Genomic DNA, 17441 nt, shown 5'->3' with positions numbered 1-17441 from the left:
TCAGTTGGGGTCTTTGAGCAGGCGGCGCAGCACCTTGCCCGCGCCCGTGGTGGGCAATGCATCGATGAAGCGCACGGCGCGCGGCGCCTTGTAGCTCGCCATGTTGTCGCGCGCCCAGGCCACCAGCGCGTCGGCCTCGAGCGTGGCGCCGGGCTTGCGCACGATGAAGGCCTTCACGACCTCGCCCTTCTCGGCGTCGGGCTGCGCAACGACGGCCGCCTGCGCCACCGCCGGGTGCTTGATGAGGATGGTCTCGACCTCTTCCGGGAACACGCTGTAGCCCGAGACCTTGATCATTTCCTTGAAGCGGCCGATGAAGGTGAGGTAGCCGTCGGCGTCGAGCTTGCCCATGTCGCCGGTGTGCACCCAGCCGTTGCGCAAGGTGGCGGCGGTGGCTTCGGGCTTGTTCCAGTAGCCCTTGAATGTGCCCTTGCTGGTCAGCACGATCTCGCCGACCTCGCCCACGGGCATGTCGGCCTGCGTTTCGGTGTCGACGATGCGGATGGTCACGCCCGGCACCGCGAGGCCCTGCGTGCCCCAGCGCGGCGCGTGGTGCGGCGTGTAGGTGTCGCAGGTGTGGGTCTCGCTCAGGCCGTAGGCCGCCTCGAACGAGGTGCAGTTCGGCGCATGCGCGCGCCACTGCTGCGCCAGCGGCTCGGTGAAGGTGATGCCGAAGCTGGTCACGGGGTTCATCTTCAGGCTCGACAGGTCGAAGCCGGCGATGCCCGGCACCTGCATGCAGGCCACGTTCATCGGCGCGATGCTGTACCACCAGCTCACCTTGTACGCGGCGATGGCCTGCAGCACGGCATGCGGATCGAAGCGGTGCAGCAGCACCGAGGTCGCGCCGCTCAGCACCGGCACGTTGACACCCATCAGCATGCCGGCGATGTGATACAGCGGCGCGATGGACAGCAGCACGTCGGCCGGGCCCACGCCGTTGCAGTCGGCCGCGGCGCGCGTCTTGAAGAGCGCGTTGCCGTAGCTCAGCATCGCGCCCTTGGGCAGGCCCGTGGTGCCCGAGGTGTAGGTCATGAGCGCGATGTCGTCCATGCCGATGGCGACGGGCCGAGGCTTCGCGTCGGCGCTCATCACCGCCAGGAAGTCTTCGCAGTCCGGCGGCACGCTGCGTTCGGCCCCGCCTTGCGCGGCAAGTTCAGCCGCCAGTTCGGCCGGCAGGTCGAGCGTCGGCTCGGCGGGCAGCAGGTCGGTGTAGTGCACCACGAACACATGCGCGAGCGCGCTTTCGGGCTGCACCTTGCGCACCACCGGCAGCAGCGGCGCGGCCGCGACGATCACGCGGGCCTTCAGGTCGTTGACCTGGTAGGCCAGTTCGTGCTCCTTGTTGAGCGGGCCGCTCGGGCAGACGATGGCGCCGATCTTCTGGATGCCGAAATGCGCGACCAGGTACTGCGGGCAGTTGTTCAGGAACAGCACCACCGGCTCGCCCTTCTCCACGCCCAGGGCCTGCAGCCGCGCGGCGAAGGCGTCGCTCGCACGGTCGAGCTCGGCCCAGCTCACGGCACGGCCGTACCAGATGCAGGCGGCGCTGGCGCCACGTTCGCGTGCATGGCCGCGCAGGTACTCGTGCAGCGGTTGTTCGGGGCGCGGGGGAAGTTCGCGCAGGGTTTGCGCTGCGGGTTGGCTTGTCTCCATGGCGTCTCTTTCTCAGGGTTATCGATAGCCGCCCACGCATGGCGGGCGCTTGCCAATGCCGCATGGTGCACGAACAATCCTACCCATGGGTATAACTTCCGCGACACGGCACAAACCCTCTGGAGACCAGAGCGAGACCACGGCGCAGCCGCACCTGCCGCAAGGCACCGGGCGCCAGCGCGCGGCCACGCAAAGCACCGACGTGCAGCGCGAGCGCATCCTGCAGGCGGCCGCGCAGCTCTTCGCGGCGCAGGGCTATGCGAACACCACCATGGCGCAGATCGTGCGCGCGCTGGGCGTGACCAAGCCCTTCGTGTACTACTACTTCCGCGACAAGCAGGAGATCTTCGAAACGCTCTCCTGGCGACCCGCGGTCGACTGCTTCACCGCGCTCGACTTCGCGGCCAGCGACCCGCGCAGCGCCAGCGAGAAGGTGATCGAAGGCATCGAAGGGCTGATTCGCGCGACCATCGTGCACCACCCCTGCGCCTTCTTCGCGTACCGCGAGCCGCAGGTGTACCGGCCCGAATACATCGCTGCGCAGAAGAAGCTGGCGCACCACTTCTACGACCTGCTGTGCCCGTTGCTCGAAGAGGCGCGGCGCGACGGCGACCTCGACTTTGCGGAGACCAAGCTCACCGCGCTCGCGGCCTGCAGCCTGCCCGGCTTCCTGTACAGCTGGTACCGCCCGGGCGGGCGCCTGTCGCCCGACGAGGTGGTGGCCGAGCTGACCAGGCTGGCCGGCCGCGTGATCGGCCTGCAGGCGAAGAACTGACCACCATCCCGGAGACACACCATGAAGTTCAAGAAGGCGCCCCTGGCGCCGTCGCTAGGTATGGCCCTTGCCTGCCTGCTTGCCACGGCAGGCGCATCGCACGCCCAGCAGCAGACCTACAAGATCGCCTACATCGACCCGCTCTCCGGCCCCTTCGCCAACGTGGGCGAGCTGATGCTGATGCACACGCAGTACGCCATCGAGGACATCAACGCCAAGGGCGGCGTGCTCGGCGGCACGAAGCTGCAGCTGCTGCAGTTCGACAGCAAGCTCTCGGCGCAGGAGAGCCAGAGTGCGCTGCAGGCGGCCATCGACCAGGGGGCAAAGGCCATCGTGACGGGCGGCTCGGGCTCGTCGGTGGTCACGGCGCTGGTGCAGTCGGTGGCACGCTGGAACCAGCGCAACCCGGGCCGCGAACTCATCGTGCTGAACCACTCCTCCATCGACCCCGAGATGACGGGCAAGGGCTGCAGCTTCTGGCACTTCCAGACCGAGGCCAACACGGCGATGAAGATGAAGGCGCTGGCCAACTACATCAAGAAGACGCCCGACGTGAAGAAGGTCTACCTGCTGAACCAGGACTACGCGCACGGCAAGCAATGGGCCAGCTACGGCCGCCAGCTGGTGGGCCTGGCGCGGCCCGACATCCAGTTCGTGGGCGAGACGCTGCACCCGATCGGCCGTGTGAAAGACTTCGCGCCGTACATCGCCAACGTGAAGCAAAGCGGCGCCGACTCGGTCATTACCGGCAACTGGGGGCAGGACATGACGTTGCTGCTGAAGGCGGCGGGCGACGCGGGCTACAACCTGCGCTACTTCAACCACAGCGCGGGCTCGGTGCCGGGCACGGTGACGGCGGTGTCGCAGGCGAAACTGGGGCAGCTGACGTGGGTGGCCGAGTGGCACCCGGGCGAGGCCGACACGCCGAAGGTGGACGCGTTGGCCAAGGCCTACAAGGCCAAGACGGGCAAGGACTTTCTCGCGCCGCGCATCGACATGACGCCGCGCCTGCTGGCCGCGGCCATCGACAAGGCGGGCAGCGTCGACACGGTCAAGGTGGCGCGGGCGCTGGAAGACCTGAGCTTCGACTCGGTGGTGGGGCCGGTGCGCATGCGCGGCGAAGACCACCAGTTGCTGTTGCCGCAGGTGGTCAACACCATTGCGCCGGTGGACGGCAAGACGGTGAAGGCCGGCTGGGAAGGCACCAACTACGGCTTTCGCACCGATGCGGTCTATACGGGGAACGAACTGGCGCAGGGCACCGATTGCAAGATGGTGCGTCCCTGATTTTTTTCTTGGCGCTGCTGTTCAGGGCGTGTGAACAGGCCGCCGGGTACTCCCCTCCGCGAATGTCCCCCGGGGCTGCGCCCCTCCTCCTTTATTTCGCTGCGGGGAGCACCCGACGCCCTGTTCACCTGGGCACGCTGTCGGTTTGCAGCCGATCAACAAGCGCTGCCGACAACGGTCACGCCGATGCGGTGCCCCTTTTCGCGAAGTAAAGGAGGAGGCCGCAGGCCGCGGGGACATTCGAGAAAAGGGGTACCGCGTCGGCGTGATCGCGCCCTGAACCTTTGCATGCCAAGCCCGCCTAAGGGAATCCCCGCCCTGCCCACGCCCTGTGCCGTCGGGATACTCCGGTTGCTACATCCCGGACATCCGAAGCGGGTCCACTCCAAAGGCACGACAGACCATGGCAGGCAAAAACTCGCTCTACCCGATCCCGCACCCGGCGAAGAAACCCTTCGTCGGCAACCTGCTGTCGATCGGGTCCGACTCTCCCGTGCTCGACATGTGGAAGATCGCCAAGGAGCTCGGTGGCATCTACTGGCTCGACATGCCGGGCATGCCGGTGATCGTGGTGTCCTCGCCCGCGCTGGTCGACGAGCTGTGCGAGGAGCCGCGCTTCGACAAGAGCACACGCGGCGCCCTGCGCCGGCTGCGCGCCGCGTCGCACGGCCTGTTCACGTCGGACACGCACGAGGAAACCTGGTCGAAGCCGCACAACATCCTGCTGGCCAACTTCAGCCAGCGCGCCATGCAGGCCTACCACCCGATGATGCTGGACATCGCCGGCCAGCTGGTCACCAAGTGGGAGCGGCTGAACTTCGACGAAGAGGTGGACGTGGTGCGCGACATGACCGCGCTCACGCTCGACACCATCGGCCTGTGCGGCTTCGGCTACCGCTTCAACTCGTTCTACCGCGAAGGCTTCCACCCCTTCGTCGACGCGATGGTGCGCACCCTGGAAACGGTGCAGAACCGCCGCGGCCTGCCGCTCGAAGAGCTCATGCTGAAGAAAGAGCTGGCGCAGCAGCGCAAGGACATCCGCTACATGCACAAGATGGTGGAAGACATCATCGAGGAGCGGCGCGCGAGCGGTGCCGACATTGCCACCAAGCCCGACCTGCTGAGCTACATGATCGCGGGCGTGGACAAGAAAAGCGGCGAGAAGCTCACCGACAAGATGATCCGCGACGAGTGCATCGAATTCCTCATCGCGGGGCACGAGACCACCAGCGGGCTGCTCTCGTTCGCCATCTACTTCCTGCTGAACAACCCCGAGGCGCTGGCGCGCGCGCAGGCCGAGGTCGACAACGTGTTCGGCCCCGACACCACGCAAAAGCCCACCTACGCGCAGGTCAACCGGCTGCAGTACGTGATGCAGGTGCTGAAGGAATCGCTGCGCCTGTTTCCCACCGCGCCGGCCATCTCGATGCGGGCCAAGGAAGACACGACCATCGGCGGGCAGTACACGATCAAGAAGAACAACATGGTCATCATGCACGCGCTGGCGCTGCATCGGGACAAGGGCATCTGGGGCGAGAACGCCGACCTGTTCAACCCCGACAACTTCAGCCGCGAGGCCGAGCGCGAGCGCCCGGTGAACGCCTTCAAGCCTTTCGGCAACGGGCAGCGCGCCTGCATCGGGCGGCAGTTCGCGCTGCAGGAGGCGGTGCTCACGCTGGGCATGGTCCTGCAGCGCTTCAACCTGGTGGACCACGCGGGGTACCAACTGAAGATCAAGGAGGCGCTCACCATCAAGCCCGAGGGCTTCAAGATCAAGGCGCTGCTGCGCGACCCGGCCACGCGCCCGCGCGGCAACATGACCGACGCGGCGGCGCCGCCCGTGCAGCCGACGCAACCCGCAGCTCGCAAGCCGCAGGCGGCGCGCCACGGCACCTCGCTGCTGGTGCTGCAGGGCTCCAACCTCGGCACGGCCGAAGACCTGGCGCGGCAGCTGGCCGAGGCCGGCGAGCTGCGCGGCTTCTCGACGCAGCTGGCTTCGCTCGACGACTACGCCGAGCGCCTGCCGGCCAACGGCGCGGTGGCGATCGTCTGCGCTTCTTACAACGGCGTGGCGCCCGACAACGCGGCCGAGTTCCACCGCTGGCTCGACAAGGCCGACGACGCGCTCAACGGCGTGCGCTTCAGCGTGTTCGGCTGCGGCAACACCGACTGGGCCGCCACCTACCAGGCCGTGCCGCGCCGCATCGACGAGCGGCTCGAAGTGCTGGGCGCCACGCGCGTGCATCCGCGCGGCGAAGGCGATGCACGCGAGGACATGGACGGCGCCTTCCAGGACTGGAGCGACGCGCTGTGGCCCGAGCTGGTGAAGGCTTTCGACATCAAGACCGGTGCCGACACGCCCGCGCAGGGCGAGCCGCTGTACACGCTGGAAGAACTGCCGCCGCCGCAGAAGAACGCGATCGTCGATGCGCTGGGCGCGGTGGCGCTGCGGGTCATCGAGAACCGCGAGCTGCAGAGCCCGGGCGGTGGCGACCAGGCCGAGGCCGGGCGCTCCACGCGCCACGTCGAGCTGATGCTGCCCGAGGGCCTGATCTACCACGCCGGCGACCACCTGAGCGTGGTGCCGCGCAACAGCCCGGCGCAGGTAGAGCGCGCGATGGCGCGCTTCGGCTTCGACCGCACGGCCCATGTGCGCCTGCATGCGGGCGCGGGGCGCAAGGCGGCGCTGCCGGTGGAGCAGGTGATTGCCGTCGACCGGCTGCTGGGCGACTACGTCGAGCTGCAGGACGTGGCCACGCGCAAGCAGATCGCCACGCTCGCGGCGTACACCGAATGCCCGTTCACCAAACCGAAGCTGGTGGCGCTGTCGGGCAGCGACGAGGCCTCGCAGGCGGCGTACAAGGCCGAGGTGCTGCACAAGCGCAAGTCGCTGCTCGACCTGCTCGGGGAGCACCGCGCCTGCCGGGTGCCGTTCGCGGTGTTCCTGGAAATGCTGTCGCCGCTGTCGCCGCGCTACTACTCCATCTCTTCATCGCCGACGATGACGCCCGGCCGGTGCAGCGTGACGGTGGGCGTGGTGCGGGAATCGGCGCGCTCGGGCATGGGCACCTTCGAGGGCGTGTGCTCCAACTTCCTGGCGCGCAGCGAAGCCGGCGACACGGTGCACGGCGTGGTGCGCGAGACCACGGCCGAGGGCTTTCGGCTGCCGGAGGATGCGAGCCGTCCGATCGTCATGGTCGGCCCGGGCACGGGGCTGGCGCCGTTCCGCGGCTTCCTGCAGGAGCGCGCGGCGCAGATCGAGGCGGGACATTCGCTGGGCGAGGCGCTGCTGTTCTTCGGCTGCCGGCATCCGGCGCAAGACTTCATCTATGCCGAGGAGCTGCAAGGCTGGGCGCACCGCAGCGTGATGAAGCTGCACACGGCGTTCTCGCGCTCGGGGGAGCGGAAGGTCTATGTGCAGGACCTGATTCGCGAGCAGGCGGCCGACGTGTGGCGGCTGCTGGAAGCGGGTGCCGTGGTGTACGTGTGCGGCGACGGCTCGCGCATGGAGCCGGATGTGCGCAGAACGCTGAGCGACCTGGCGCGAGAACATGGCCATGACAGCGCATCCTGGATGGACCGGATGATCGACGAGCGTCGCTACGTCCTCGACGTCTGGGCTGCAGCGTAGGCTCTCCCAGGTTCGTGGATCAGTCCGCGCGGTCGGGGTCCGGGTAGACCAGCGGCCCCAGCAACCCGCGATTGAACGGCTTCCACTGGCCTTCGGGCTGCGCCAGCCGGTCGGCCACCGCATAGAGCACGGCCGGGTGCCCGCCCAGCCCCAGGTGGCTGGCCATGACCTCGATGTTCTCCGATTGCGGCCCCGTCTTCTCGATGCTGCAGCGCCAGGCCACCACACCGTCGGTGCGGCTGAAGATCGAGGTGGTGGGCACGGGCGGGGTGGGCTGCACGAACTTCATGCGGCGCGGGTCGTGCGAGCTCTGGCCGCTCACGCCTTCGTACACGCGCCAGGCGTTGGTGGCGCGCGGGCTGCCCGAGAACGGGCTGCCCAGGGTGATGACGTTGCGGATCATGTGCGAATACGACGACGCCAGCATTCGCGCATACACGCCGCCCAGGCTCCAGCCGATGACGCTGACCTTGTCGCCGCGTTTCTCGTGCAGTTGGTTCAGCAGCGCGACCATGCCGTCTTCCACGCCCGCGCGCGGGCCGAGGTTGCGGCCCAGGCCCCAGCCGTGCGCGTCGTAGCCGCGGCTGCGCAGGTAGCGGCGCAGCAGCAGCGTGGAGCCGTCGCCGGCCACCAGGCCCGGCAACACGATCACCGGGTGCCCGTCGCCGCGCGGCGTGAGCTGCAGCAGCGGCCACATGGCGATGCCGGCGCCGGTTTCCCAGAGCGCACGCGCTTCGGCGAGCAGCAGCAGGCGCGACGGCGGGGCGATGGGTTCTTTGGCGTGGGTTGCCGTGGTGGAGGTGGTCATGGCGCGAGGCTCCTTGTCTGCCGATTCTTGTCTCTTGCCGACGAACTTGGGGCTCTGGCAGCCCATGCCCCGTCGGACAACAGCGTCATTTATCCGAGGTATTTGCCCCTGAGGTAATCGAGGTAAGCCCTCGATTCACTGGAAACATAGGGCGACACGAGCGTGAGTGTGTAGAAAGCCGCCAGGCCCGGGTCGGCCTGCGCCAGCGCGTCGCGCCCCGGCACCAGCCGCTCGAAGGACAGCCAGCAGGTGGTGGTGAAGACCATCTGCAGCGCCAGGATGCGCGCCTGCTCGGCGCTGGTCTCGATCACGCCCGAGGCCACCAGGCCTTCGCACAGCGCCTGCGCGGCCACCAGGTTCTGTGCGGTCAGGGCCTGCGCGCGCTGGCCCAGCGCGGGGTACTCGCTGGCCAGGAAGGCCATGTCGCGGTAGATGAAGCGGTACTCGTCGATGGCCTCGAAGCGCAGGTGCAGCGCCAGCCACAGGTCATCGATGGCGGCAATGGCGACCGACGAGCCGTTCAGGGCCTCGAGCCGCTGCTCGAAGCGCCGGAACAGCCATTCGACGACCAGCTGCTTGGCCTTGAAGTGGTAGTGCAGGTTGCCCGGGCTGATGCCGAGCTCCGCAGCGATCTTGTGGGTCGACACGGCGGCCAGGCCCTGCGCGTTGAACAGCGCGAGGCTGGCCTGCAGGATGCGATCGCGCGTGGTGTTGGAACTGGCCACAACGGCGTGTGTCGCGGCTTCAACGCCTGGCGCGGCCGCGCGGGGCGGCAACGCCGGTGCCTGCGGTGCGTTCGAGTTGCGCCACCCGCTCGCGCAACTGCGCGACCTCGTCGCGCAGGGCCTGCACCTCCTGCACCTCCTGCGCGCCCGGCATGCCCAGGCGCTGCAGGGCGGTGGCGACACGCTGGTCGAACACGTCTTCGAACTTGCGGATGCCGAAGCTGTCGAGGCTGGGCACCTTGCCCTGGCGGATGCCGAGCAGGCCTTCGATCACGTTGGCCTGGCGCTTGGCGACGTCGTGGCGCACGGTGTCCAGCGCCTTCAGGCCCGCGCGCAGCAGGCCTTCGGCCTTGCCGGGCCCGGGCGTCTTCGGCGTCTTTTTCGATACGGTTGCCGCCTTGCGGGGGGTCGCTTTCCGGGCAACCGGCGCTTTCTTGGCAGGCGCCGCCCTCTTCTTCAACTTTGCAGTTTCTTCAGGACGGGTCGCCATGCAGTACTCCAGATGCCAGGAAAAGGAAAAGGGGCGCCGGATGCCCCGGGGCTCCAGGGGGTCAGGCGGCCTTGCGGGCCGCGGCGCGGCGAACCGGCTTGCGCGCAGCGGCGGCCTTGGCCTTCACCGTACGGACCGGCTGGGCTGCTTCGGCGCCGCTCACACGGGCCTCGATCTGCCTGGTGCCGGCGACGATCCTGTCGGCGATCTGCACCGAGACGTTGGCGATCGGCTGGTTCAGCGCGCCCAGGGCGTTGATCACCGAGGTGGCGACCGGCGACTCGACGCGCGCCACGCGGCCGGCGACCGCTTCGATGCCGGTGGTGGTGCCCGCAGCCACGCGGTCCATCACGGAGACGATGCGGCTGGTGTCGATGTCCAGGCGGTTGGCCAGGAAGCCGTTGATCTTTTCTTGCGCGCCGATCAGGTTGGCCTTGACCTGCTCGCTCACCAGCGGAATCTGGCGGCTGCCCAGGAAGTTGCTGTAGCGCGAAGCGGCGCCCCCCAGCAGGCGGTGCACGCCGGTGCGGTAGGCACCGACCAGGGTCTTGCCCGCGTCGTTGTACTGGCCGACGACGTGGACGGCTGCGGATGCGAAGGTGGTTGGCGTGGACATGGTGATTTCCTTTGAAGTGGATGGGCTCGCGAAGGAAACGAAGATGTTCTGTCGCGATGGGCCCATCTTCTTCCGCGGGGCCTAGGCCTGGAAAACTAGAACGGTCGGAAAACTAGTCCAACTGCCCCAATTTTCTGCAGGCCGGGCCCGCGCGCCGATCATGCCGCAGCGGCGCGGGGAGCGCGGGCGCGCTTGGCCGGTGCGGCCTTGCGGGCCGGCGTCTTGGGCGCGGCGGCTTTCTTTGCAGCAACTTTTTTTGCGGCGGCCCTGGCAGGCGCCTTGACCACAGTTTTTGCGGCGGCTTTGACAGGTGCCTTTTGGGCGACCACCTTCACCGGCGCCTTCTTGCGCGCGGCAGGCGCCTTCTTCGCAGCAACCAAGGGGCCCTCGTCGTCCGGCGGTTCTTCCGCCTTCTTCGGCGGCATCGGCGCGGGCGCCGCACCGGCGGCGGCCGGGTGTTTCTGCGTCAGCTCCATCAGCAGCTTGTGCTCGGCCAGCAGGTAGTCGCCGATCTCGGTGATGTCGGGCACGGCGCGGCGGCAGGCGATCAGGCCGTAGTCCATGCGGCCGTTGTAGCTCTGCACCGTGACGTTGAGCGCCGTGCCGTGGCTGGCGATCGACACCGGGTAGTAGCAGGTGACCAGCGCGCCGGCAAAGTACATCGGGAACGGCGCACCCGCCACGTTCGAGACGGCCACGTTGGCCGCCGGCGGCAGCAGGTTGACGAGGCCCGAGCGCCCCACCATCGACGCGATGCCCGACACCAGCCAGGGCGCGGCGAAGGTGGGAAAGTCGTCCAGCATCACCGCCTTGAAGCGGTTCATGGTCGACTTCGACGCGTTCGACGACGCGTTGATGGCCTTCAGCCGCTGCACCGGGTCGGTGATGTCGGTGGCCAGGCTCACCAGGATCATGCTGGCCTGGTTGTTGGCCGTGCTGTCGCCCGCCTCGCGCAGGCTCACCGGCACGCCGGCCACCAGCGGCTTGGCGGGCAGCTCGTTGTTGTCGGCCAGGTAGTGGCGCAGCGCGCCGGCCACGGTGGCCAGCACCACGTCGTTGAGCGACACGCCGAAATGCTTGCCGATGTACTTGGTCTCGGCCAGCGAGATGGTGCGCCCGGCAAAGGTGCGCTGGTTGGTGATCGACACGTTGAGCGAGGTGCGCGGCGCGAACAGGTTGAACTTCTTCGGCGCGGCGGCGGTGTCCTTCTCGGCCGACTTCTCGTCAGGCTTGGCCAGCCCGCCGATGGCGCGCGCAATGGCGGGCGCCATCTTGAAGAGCTTGACGTACTGCTGCGCGGTGTTGCGCAGCGCCGCGGTGGCCAGCTCGGCCATGCCGAGCTGGTAGCCGCTGGTGCGCGGGCGCGAACGCGGCGGCTTCACCACGCGGCCCGTGGCCTCCAGGTCGAAGATGGCCTTGCCCAGTTCCACGCCGGCCTGCCCGTCGATGCCCGCATGGTGCACCTTGGTGTAGAGCGCCACCTGCCCGCTCTTCAGCCCGTCGATGATGAAGAACTCCCACATCGGCCGGCTGCGGTCGATCAGCGTGGAATGCAGCCGCGCCACGTACTGCTGCAACTGCCGGTTGGTGCCGGGCTTGGGCAGCGTGATGTGGCGTACGTGGTAGTCGAGGTCGATGTCGTCGTCGTCCACCCACACCGGGTTGGACATGTCGAAGGGCATGAGCGCGAGCTTGCGCGTGAACACGTCGGCCAGGTGGATGCGGCTGGCCATGAAGCTCTTGGCGTCTTCGTAGAAGTCGCCCTTGTAGCCCTTGGGCAGGTCGAGCACGTTGAGCGAGCCCACGTGCATCGGCATTTCCGGCGTTTCCAGGTGCAGGAAGGTGGCATCGAGACCGCTCAGGTGTTTCATGTTTTTTGTCTCCTAGATGGGGCGTGCGCCGTGGGGCAGGATAGCGCGGGCATTGCGTTCGTGGGCCCCGGCGAGGGAGGGGTTTGCCCGGAGTCGAAGAAAGGTTCCGCATGCCCGGCGGGCCTGCGACAGCCGCACGCAGGGGCTTGTGCAGGGCATCTTTCACACGGCCTCCGTACACTGAGGCCATGACATCCAGCACACCCCCGCCATCGCGGCAAGCAGCGCAAGACGACCACCTCTGGCTCGAAGACATCGACGGCGAGAAGCAGCTCGACTGGGCCCGCGCGCAGAACGCGCTGACCGTGCAGGCGTACGCCACGTCGCCCGCGTTCGAGGCGCTCCAGCAGGGCATTCTCGAGGTGCTCGATTCCGAAGAGCGCATTCCGATGGTGCACAAGATCGGCGCGCGCTTCTACAACTTCTGGCGCGACAAGGCGCATCCGAAGGGCCTGTGGCGCCGCACCACGCTGGAGGAATACCGCAAGCCGCAGCCCGCCTGGGAGACCGTGCTCGACCTCGACGCGCTGGCCGCGGCCGACCAGGAGAACTGGGTCTGGCACGGCGCCGATTGCCTGGACCCGGACTACAAGCGCTGCCTGATCTCGCTGTCGCGCGGCGGTGCCGACGCCGACGTGGTGCGCGAGTTCGACCTGCAAACCAGCCGCTTCGTCGAAGGCGGCTTCACGCTGCCCGAGGCCAAGAACCACGTGGGCTGGAAGGACATCGATCACCTGTACGTGGCCACCGACTTCGGCCCCGGCTCCATGACCAGCTCCAGCTACCCGCGCATCGTGAAAGAGTGGCGTCGCGGCACGCCGCTGGAAAGCGCGGTGACGGTGTACGAAGGCCTGCACGAGGACATGTCCGTCGGCGCCTACCGCGACAACACGCCCGGCTTCGAGCGCGACTACGTGTCGCGCCAGATCGACTTCTACGACAGCGAGACCTGGCTGCGCGGTGCCGACGGTGCGCTCGCCAAGATCGACGTGCCCAACGACTCGCTGGCCGAGATCACGCGCGAGTGGATGCTGATCGAGCCGCGCACCGACTGGACCGTGGGCGGCGTCACCTACGCCTCGGGCTCGCTGCTGGCCGCGAAGTTCGACGACTACATGGCGGGCCGGCGCGAACTCACCGTGCTGTTCGCGCCCGACGACACCACCGCACTCGACAGCCATTCGTGGACGCGCCACCACCTGATCGTCAACGTGATGCACGACGTGGTGAACCGGCTCGAAGTGCTCACGCCGCCGGCCGACGGCAAGGGCGCGTGGACACGCGAAAGCCTGGGCGGCGCACCGGCGCTGTCGACCATTGCGGCGGGCGGCATCGACGAGGACGAGAACGACGACTACTTTTTGACCGTGAGCGGCTTCCTGCAGCCGACCACGCTCTACATAGGCACCATCGGCCAGGGCGAGCCCCAGGTGCTGAAGGACAGCCCGGCCTTCTTCGACGCCTCGCGCTACCGCGTGAGCCAGCACTTCACCACCTCGAAGGACGGCACGCGCGTGCCCTACTTCGAGATTGCCGCCCACGACCTGAAGGCCGACGGCGCCAACCCCGTGCTGCAGTACGCCTACGGCGGCTTCGAGATCTCGCTGCAGCCGAGCTACAGCGGCAGCATCGGCCGGGCGTGGCTGGAGCAGGGCGGCGTGTACGTCATCGCCAACATCCGCGGCGGCGGCGAGTACGGCCCGCGCTGGCACCAGGCCGCGCTGCAGGAGAACCGGCTGCGCACCTGCGAGGATTTCGCGGCCGTGTCGGAAGACCTGATTGCACGCAAGATCACCTCGCCCGCCCACCTGGGCGCGATGGGCGGCAGCAACGGCGGCCTGCTCATGGGCAACATGCTCACGCTGTACCCGCAGTTGTACGGTGCGATCGTGAGCGAGGTGGCGCTGCTCGACATGCGGCGCTACACGCAGCTGTCGGCCGGCGCATCGTGGATCGCGGAATACGGCGACCCCGAGCAGCCCGACGAATGGGCGTTCATCAAGACCTTCTCCCCCTATGAGAACGCCAAGGCCGGCCAGGCCTGCCCGCCCGCCCTGTTCACCACCTCCACCCGCGACGACCGCGTGGGCCCGGTGCATGCGCGCAAGATGCACGCGAAGATGGTGGCGCTGGGGTACGACAGCAGCTTCTACGAGAACCTGGCGGGCGGCCACAGCGCGGCCACGGACAACAAGGAGTCCGCCTTCATGGACGCGCTGGGCTATGCCTACCTGTGGCAACACCTGAGGACGCCGACATGAGCAACGCCCACACCACCCTCGAACTGATCGGCGCGCCGACCGACATCGGCGCCAGCGTGCGCGGCGCCGGCATGGGGCCCGACGCACTGCGCGTGGCGGGCCTGGCGGAGGCCCTCGTGGGGCAGGGCTTCGCGGTGGTCGACAGCGGCAACCTGGCCGGGCCGGCCACGCCCTGGACGGCACCGGCCAACGGGCTGCGCCACCTCGACCAGGTGATCGCGTGGAACCGCTCGGTGTACACGGCCGTCGACAGCGCGCTGGGCGCAGGCCACGTGCCGGTGATGCTGGGCGGCGACCACTGCCTGGCCATCGGCTCGATCAGCGCCGTGGCCTGGCACGCGCGCCAACGCGGCAAGAAGCTGCGCGTGCTGTGGCTCGACGCGCACTCCGACGTCAACACCGAAACCACGAGCCCCAGCGGCAACCTGCACGGCATGCCGGTGTCGTGCCTGCTGGGCCACGGGCCCGCGGTGCTCACGGGCTGGAGCGGCGAGCGCGCGGCGCTGCAGCCCGATGCCATTCGCTTCATCGGCATTCGCAGCGTGGACAGCGACGAGAAGGAAGCCATTCGCACGCTGGGCCTGCACGTGTTCGACATGCGCCACATCGACGAGCACGGCATGCGCACCACCCTGACCGAAGCGCTGCAGGACGTGGACGAAGACACCCACCTGCACGTGAGCTTCGACCTGGACTGCCTGGACCCCGGCATCGCGCCCGGCGTGGGCACCGGCGTGCGCGGCGGGCCGACTTACCGCGAGATGCAGCTGTGCATGGAAATGATCTCCGACACCGGGCGGCTGGGCTCGGTCGACGTGGTGGAGCTGAACCCCGCGCTGGACGTGCGCAACCAGACGGCAGAGGTGGCGGTGGAGCTGATCGAGAGCCTGTTCGGCAAGTCGACGCTGGTGCGTTGACGCCAAGCCCCGCGGCGCCGCCGGGCCGAGCCGCCCTCAGCCGCGGCTCGACGACGAAGGCACGGGAAAGGTCATGACCGGGGCTGGCGCAGACGGCCCGGCGGGGGCCGCCGGCGCGGCAGGCGACGTTGCGGCGGGCGGCTGGGCGGGGGCCTCGGCCTGGCTGTCGCTGGCGTCTTCAGTGCCTTCGGGGCCTTCGAGGAACCGGTCGAGCAGCGCGAAGAAGCGGTCGTAGAAGCGCTCGTCGGTCAGCGTTTCGCTCGCGACCTTCACCATGGCGTCGTCGCTGGCCGAGAACGGCAGCGACAGCGAGCCGATCGCGCCCACGCCCACGCTGGCCGAGTTGTTCACCTTCTTGATGCCGTAGCGGTCCTGCAGCGCGGTCACGAAGGCCACCGTGCTCTTGCTGGCGGTGCCTCCCTTGGTGCCCCTGGTGCCCCTGCCGCCTTCGAGCGCGCAGACCACGCGAAACTCGACCTCCACATGCACCTCGGCCGCCGGCTGGAAGCTCTTGCGCCCGGTCACCAGGTCGGCGTTGGCCGCCGTGATCATGTAGCCCTGGCTCAGCAGCGCGCGGCGCGCGGCCTCGCAGGTCTGCGCCTCGGTGGCCTCGTAGTTGCGGGTATGGGTGGTGGTGGAGCCGAACTCCTCGGGCTCGTAGGTGACGCGGCGCGAACTGGTGCCGCAGCCGGCCAGGACGAGCACGGCCATCAGGCCCGCCAGCAGCGCCGGGGCGCGAACGAAGGAGAAGGAAGAAGAAGCAGATGAAGTGAGGTGCATGGTCGGCATGAAGCGGCGGATGCCAACCGGCGTCGTGCGCCGGCAAGGCTTCGAGCCTGAGCGCGGCCCGGCGTTCCCCGCCGCGCCAAATTTTCAGGACCAGGGCAGCACGTGCTGCGCGCGCACCCGCGTCGCCGCGATCAGCCGCGCATTGGGCGCGTCGGTGCTGTCGACCCAGGCGCGCGCCTCCTCGGCGCTGCGGCCGAACTGCTGGTGGCGGCGCACCAGGCGCGCTTCGCGCAGGGCGTCGTCGATGTCCACGTACCACGCCTCGTCGAGCATGGCCGCCGCCCCGGCCCACGGTCCGACGTCGTGCAGCAGGTAGTTGCCTTCGGTGATGACCAGTTGCGTGCTCGGCAGCACGGCGATGGCGCCGGCCACCGGCTCCTCGATCTCGCGGCGGAATTCGGGGGCATAGACGATGTCGCCGTCGGGGCGCTGTGCGCGCAGGCGCTGCAGCAGGGCGACGTAGCCGGCGCTGTCGAAGGTGTCGGGGGCGCCCTTGCGGGCAGCGCGGCCGAGCCGTTGCAGCTCGACGTTGGCGAGGTGAAAGCCGTCCATGGGGACGACCTGGGCGCGGTCGCCGAGCAGGGATTTCATGGCGGCAGCCACAGTGGACTTGCCAGCGCCTGGCGCGCCCACCAAACCCAGAAGCTTGCGCCGTCCGTCCGCGAGCAGGCTTTGGATGCGGGCGTTCTCCGCCGCGCCGAGTGTGTTCATGGATACGACCTCAAGAGAGATGCCATTCGGGGAGGGGTTCGCGGCGGTTGCGCCATTCTGGAGGAATGCCCTCTGCACCGACAAAAGAAGCCACCACCCCGCCGACGATAGCGCACAAGGTGTCGCGATCGCCTCCGGCGCTGACCGCCAGCCACAAGGCGTCCTCGTAGCTTTCCAGCGCCTGTCCGCAGCACCACAACGCAAAGGGAACGGTGTCCTGCGCCGACATGGCCATGCCGTTGCCGAGGATGGAGATAGGGAAATCGAGCGAGCCCACCTCGGCCATCGACTGTGCGCGAATCAGCTTGGAGCGCACTTCGCTCTGGGGAAGCTTTTGGACAATGGCGCCCAGAAATTGCCCGTGCGAAGGCCGCTGCCGATGCACGCGTCTGCGGCAGGCTTCGGCCGCGGCCAATGCAACCGCCGTCGAGCCCGCAATGCCTTCAGGATGCGCATGCGTGACTTCCGCGCACAGTTTGGCTTGCTCGGCGACGGCCGTCATGTCGTCTGCAAAGAAGGCGCCGAGCGGAGCCGCACGCATGGCCGCGCCGTTTCCGTAGGACCCCTGCCCTTCGAAGGCATCGTTTGTCACTGCACGCCAGTCTTCCCCCGCCCCAATGCGGGCAAGCACGCGATGCATCGAAGGCCCGTAGGCACGCTCGTAGTCGTAATGCTCGGCAAGGCTGCATGCAAGTGCTTGCTGGTCGATCACCCCGTTGCGTACCAACGCTGCGACCACAGAGAGCGACATCTCGGTATCGTCGGTGAACAGCCAGGGCTGCGCCGGCAATTGCCGATCGGCGAGCCGCTTTTCGGAAGCGTTTTCGCGCTGGAAAAAACACTGGCCGAATGCGTCCCCGATCGAAAGTCCGTCGAGTGCGAGCAATGCGCGCTGCAGCCGCGT

14 protein-coding genes are annotated in these 17441 nt (G+C 68.3%); 5 read left to right on the top strand and 9 right to left on the bottom strand.

Annotation, left to right across the window (positions count from 1 at the left end; all coding sequences use genetic code 11):
- On the bottom strand, positions 1 to 1656 hold the full coding sequence (locus ACSFA5_RS31980; protein WP_435448074.1) for an AMP-binding protein: 1656 nt from the start codon (positions 1654 to 1656) through the stop codon (positions 1 to 3).
- A gap of 85 nt (positions 1657 to 1741) precedes the next feature.
- On the opposite strand from ACSFA5_RS31980, the gene ACSFA5_RS31975 reads away from it, so the two are divergent.
- The 3 genes from ACSFA5_RS31975 to ACSFA5_RS31965 all read left to right on the top strand — a co-directional run bounded on the left by ACSFA5_RS31975 (position 1742) and on the right by ACSFA5_RS31965 (position 7349).
- Positions 1742 to 2431, top strand: coding sequence for a TetR/AcrR family transcriptional regulator (locus tag ACSFA5_RS31975; RefSeq protein WP_435448073.1), 690 nt, complete (start codon positions 1742 to 1744; stop codon positions 2429 to 2431).
- A 21-nt stretch (positions 2432 to 2452) separates the two neighbouring features.
- Positions 2453 to 3718, top strand: coding sequence for a branched-chain amino acid ABC transporter substrate-binding protein (locus ACSFA5_RS31970; protein WP_435448072.1), 1266 nt, complete (start codon positions 2453 to 2455; stop codon positions 3716 to 3718).
- A 403-nt stretch (positions 3719 to 4121) separates the two neighbouring features.
- Positions 4122 to 7349 (top strand): bifunctional cytochrome P450/NADPH--P450 reductase, encoded by a 3228-nt coding sequence (locus ACSFA5_RS31965; RefSeq protein ID WP_435448071.1) that lies wholly within the window; start codon positions 4122 to 4124, stop codon positions 7347 to 7349.
- 19 nt (positions 7350 to 7368) lie between these two features.
- Here ACSFA5_RS31965 and ACSFA5_RS31960 read toward each other — a convergent pair whose 3' ends face one another.
- The 5 genes from ACSFA5_RS31960 to ACSFA5_RS31940 all read right to left on the bottom strand — a co-directional run bounded on the left by ACSFA5_RS31960 (position 7369) and on the right by ACSFA5_RS31940 (position 11859).
- Positions 7369 to 8157 (bottom strand): alpha/beta hydrolase family protein, encoded by a 789-nt coding sequence (locus ACSFA5_RS31960; protein ID WP_435448070.1) that lies wholly within the window; start codon positions 8155 to 8157, stop codon positions 7369 to 7371.
- 89 nt (positions 8158 to 8246) lie between these two features.
- Complete coding sequence (locus ACSFA5_RS31955) at positions 8247 to 8882, bottom strand: TetR/AcrR family transcriptional regulator (protein ID WP_435448069.1); 636 nt, start codon at positions 8880 to 8882, stop codon at positions 8247 to 8249.
- Between the two features lie 19 nt (positions 8883 to 8901).
- Entirely contained in the window at positions 8902 to 9342 is a 441-nt protein-coding gene (locus ACSFA5_RS31950; RefSeq protein ID WP_435448068.1) for a phasin family protein, read from the bottom strand.
- Between the two features lie 91 nt (positions 9343 to 9433).
- Entirely contained in the window at positions 9434 to 9988 is a 555-nt protein-coding gene (locus tag ACSFA5_RS31945; RefSeq protein WP_435448067.1) for a hypothetical protein, read from the bottom strand.
- A 158-nt stretch (positions 9989 to 10146) separates the two neighbouring features.
- Positions 10147 to 11859 carry a WS/DGAT/MGAT family O-acyltransferase gene (locus tag ACSFA5_RS31940; protein WP_435448066.1) on the bottom strand — a complete coding sequence of 571 codons (1713 nt, stop codon included), beginning with the start codon at positions 11857 to 11859 and terminating at the stop codon, positions 10147 to 10149.
- Positions 11860 to 12047: 188 nt separating this feature from the next.
- On the opposite strand from ACSFA5_RS31940, the gene ACSFA5_RS31935 reads away from it, so the two are divergent.
- Positions 12048 to 14120: a prolyl oligopeptidase family serine peptidase gene (locus tag ACSFA5_RS31935; protein WP_435448065.1), complete on the top strand. Its 2073-nt coding sequence runs from the start codon at positions 12048 to 12050 to the stop codon at positions 14118 to 14120.
- Complete coding sequence (gene rocF, locus ACSFA5_RS31930; protein WP_435448064.1) at positions 14117 to 15037, top strand: arginase; 921 nt, start codon at positions 14117 to 14119, stop codon at positions 15035 to 15037. Before ACSFA5_RS31935 ends, rocF begins: the two co-directional genes overlap by 4 nt.
- Before the next feature lie 36 nt (positions 15038 to 15073).
- Here the strand turns inward: rocF and ACSFA5_RS31925 are convergent, their stop codons facing one another.
- The 3 genes from ACSFA5_RS31925 to ACSFA5_RS31915 form a co-directional block, all read right to left on the bottom strand.
- The gene (locus ACSFA5_RS31925) at positions 15074 to 15826 is read right to left on the bottom strand and encodes a DUF2242 domain-containing protein (RefSeq protein WP_435448063.1); all 753 of its coding nucleotides are present in this window, start codon (positions 15824 to 15826) and stop codon (positions 15074 to 15076) included.
- 84 nt (positions 15827 to 15910) lie between these two features.
- Complete coding sequence (locus ACSFA5_RS31920; RefSeq protein WP_435448061.1) at positions 15911 to 16537, bottom strand: nucleoside/nucleotide kinase family protein; 627 nt, start codon at positions 16535 to 16537, stop codon at positions 15911 to 15913.
- Between the two features lie 10 nt (positions 16538 to 16547).
- On the bottom strand, positions 16548 to 17423 hold the full coding sequence (locus ACSFA5_RS31915; protein WP_435448060.1) for an ADP-ribosylglycohydrolase family protein: 876 nt from the start codon (positions 17421 to 17423) through the stop codon (positions 16548 to 16550).
- Between the last annotated feature and the right edge of the window lie 18 nt (positions 17424 to 17441).

The sequence above is a fragment of the Variovorax monticola genome, from assembly GCF_051216855.1.
Classification (GTDB): Bacteria; Pseudomonadota; Gammaproteobacteria; order Burkholderiales; family Burkholderiaceae_C; genus Variovorax.
This window is presented reverse-complemented; position numbering and strand designations above follow the sequence as displayed.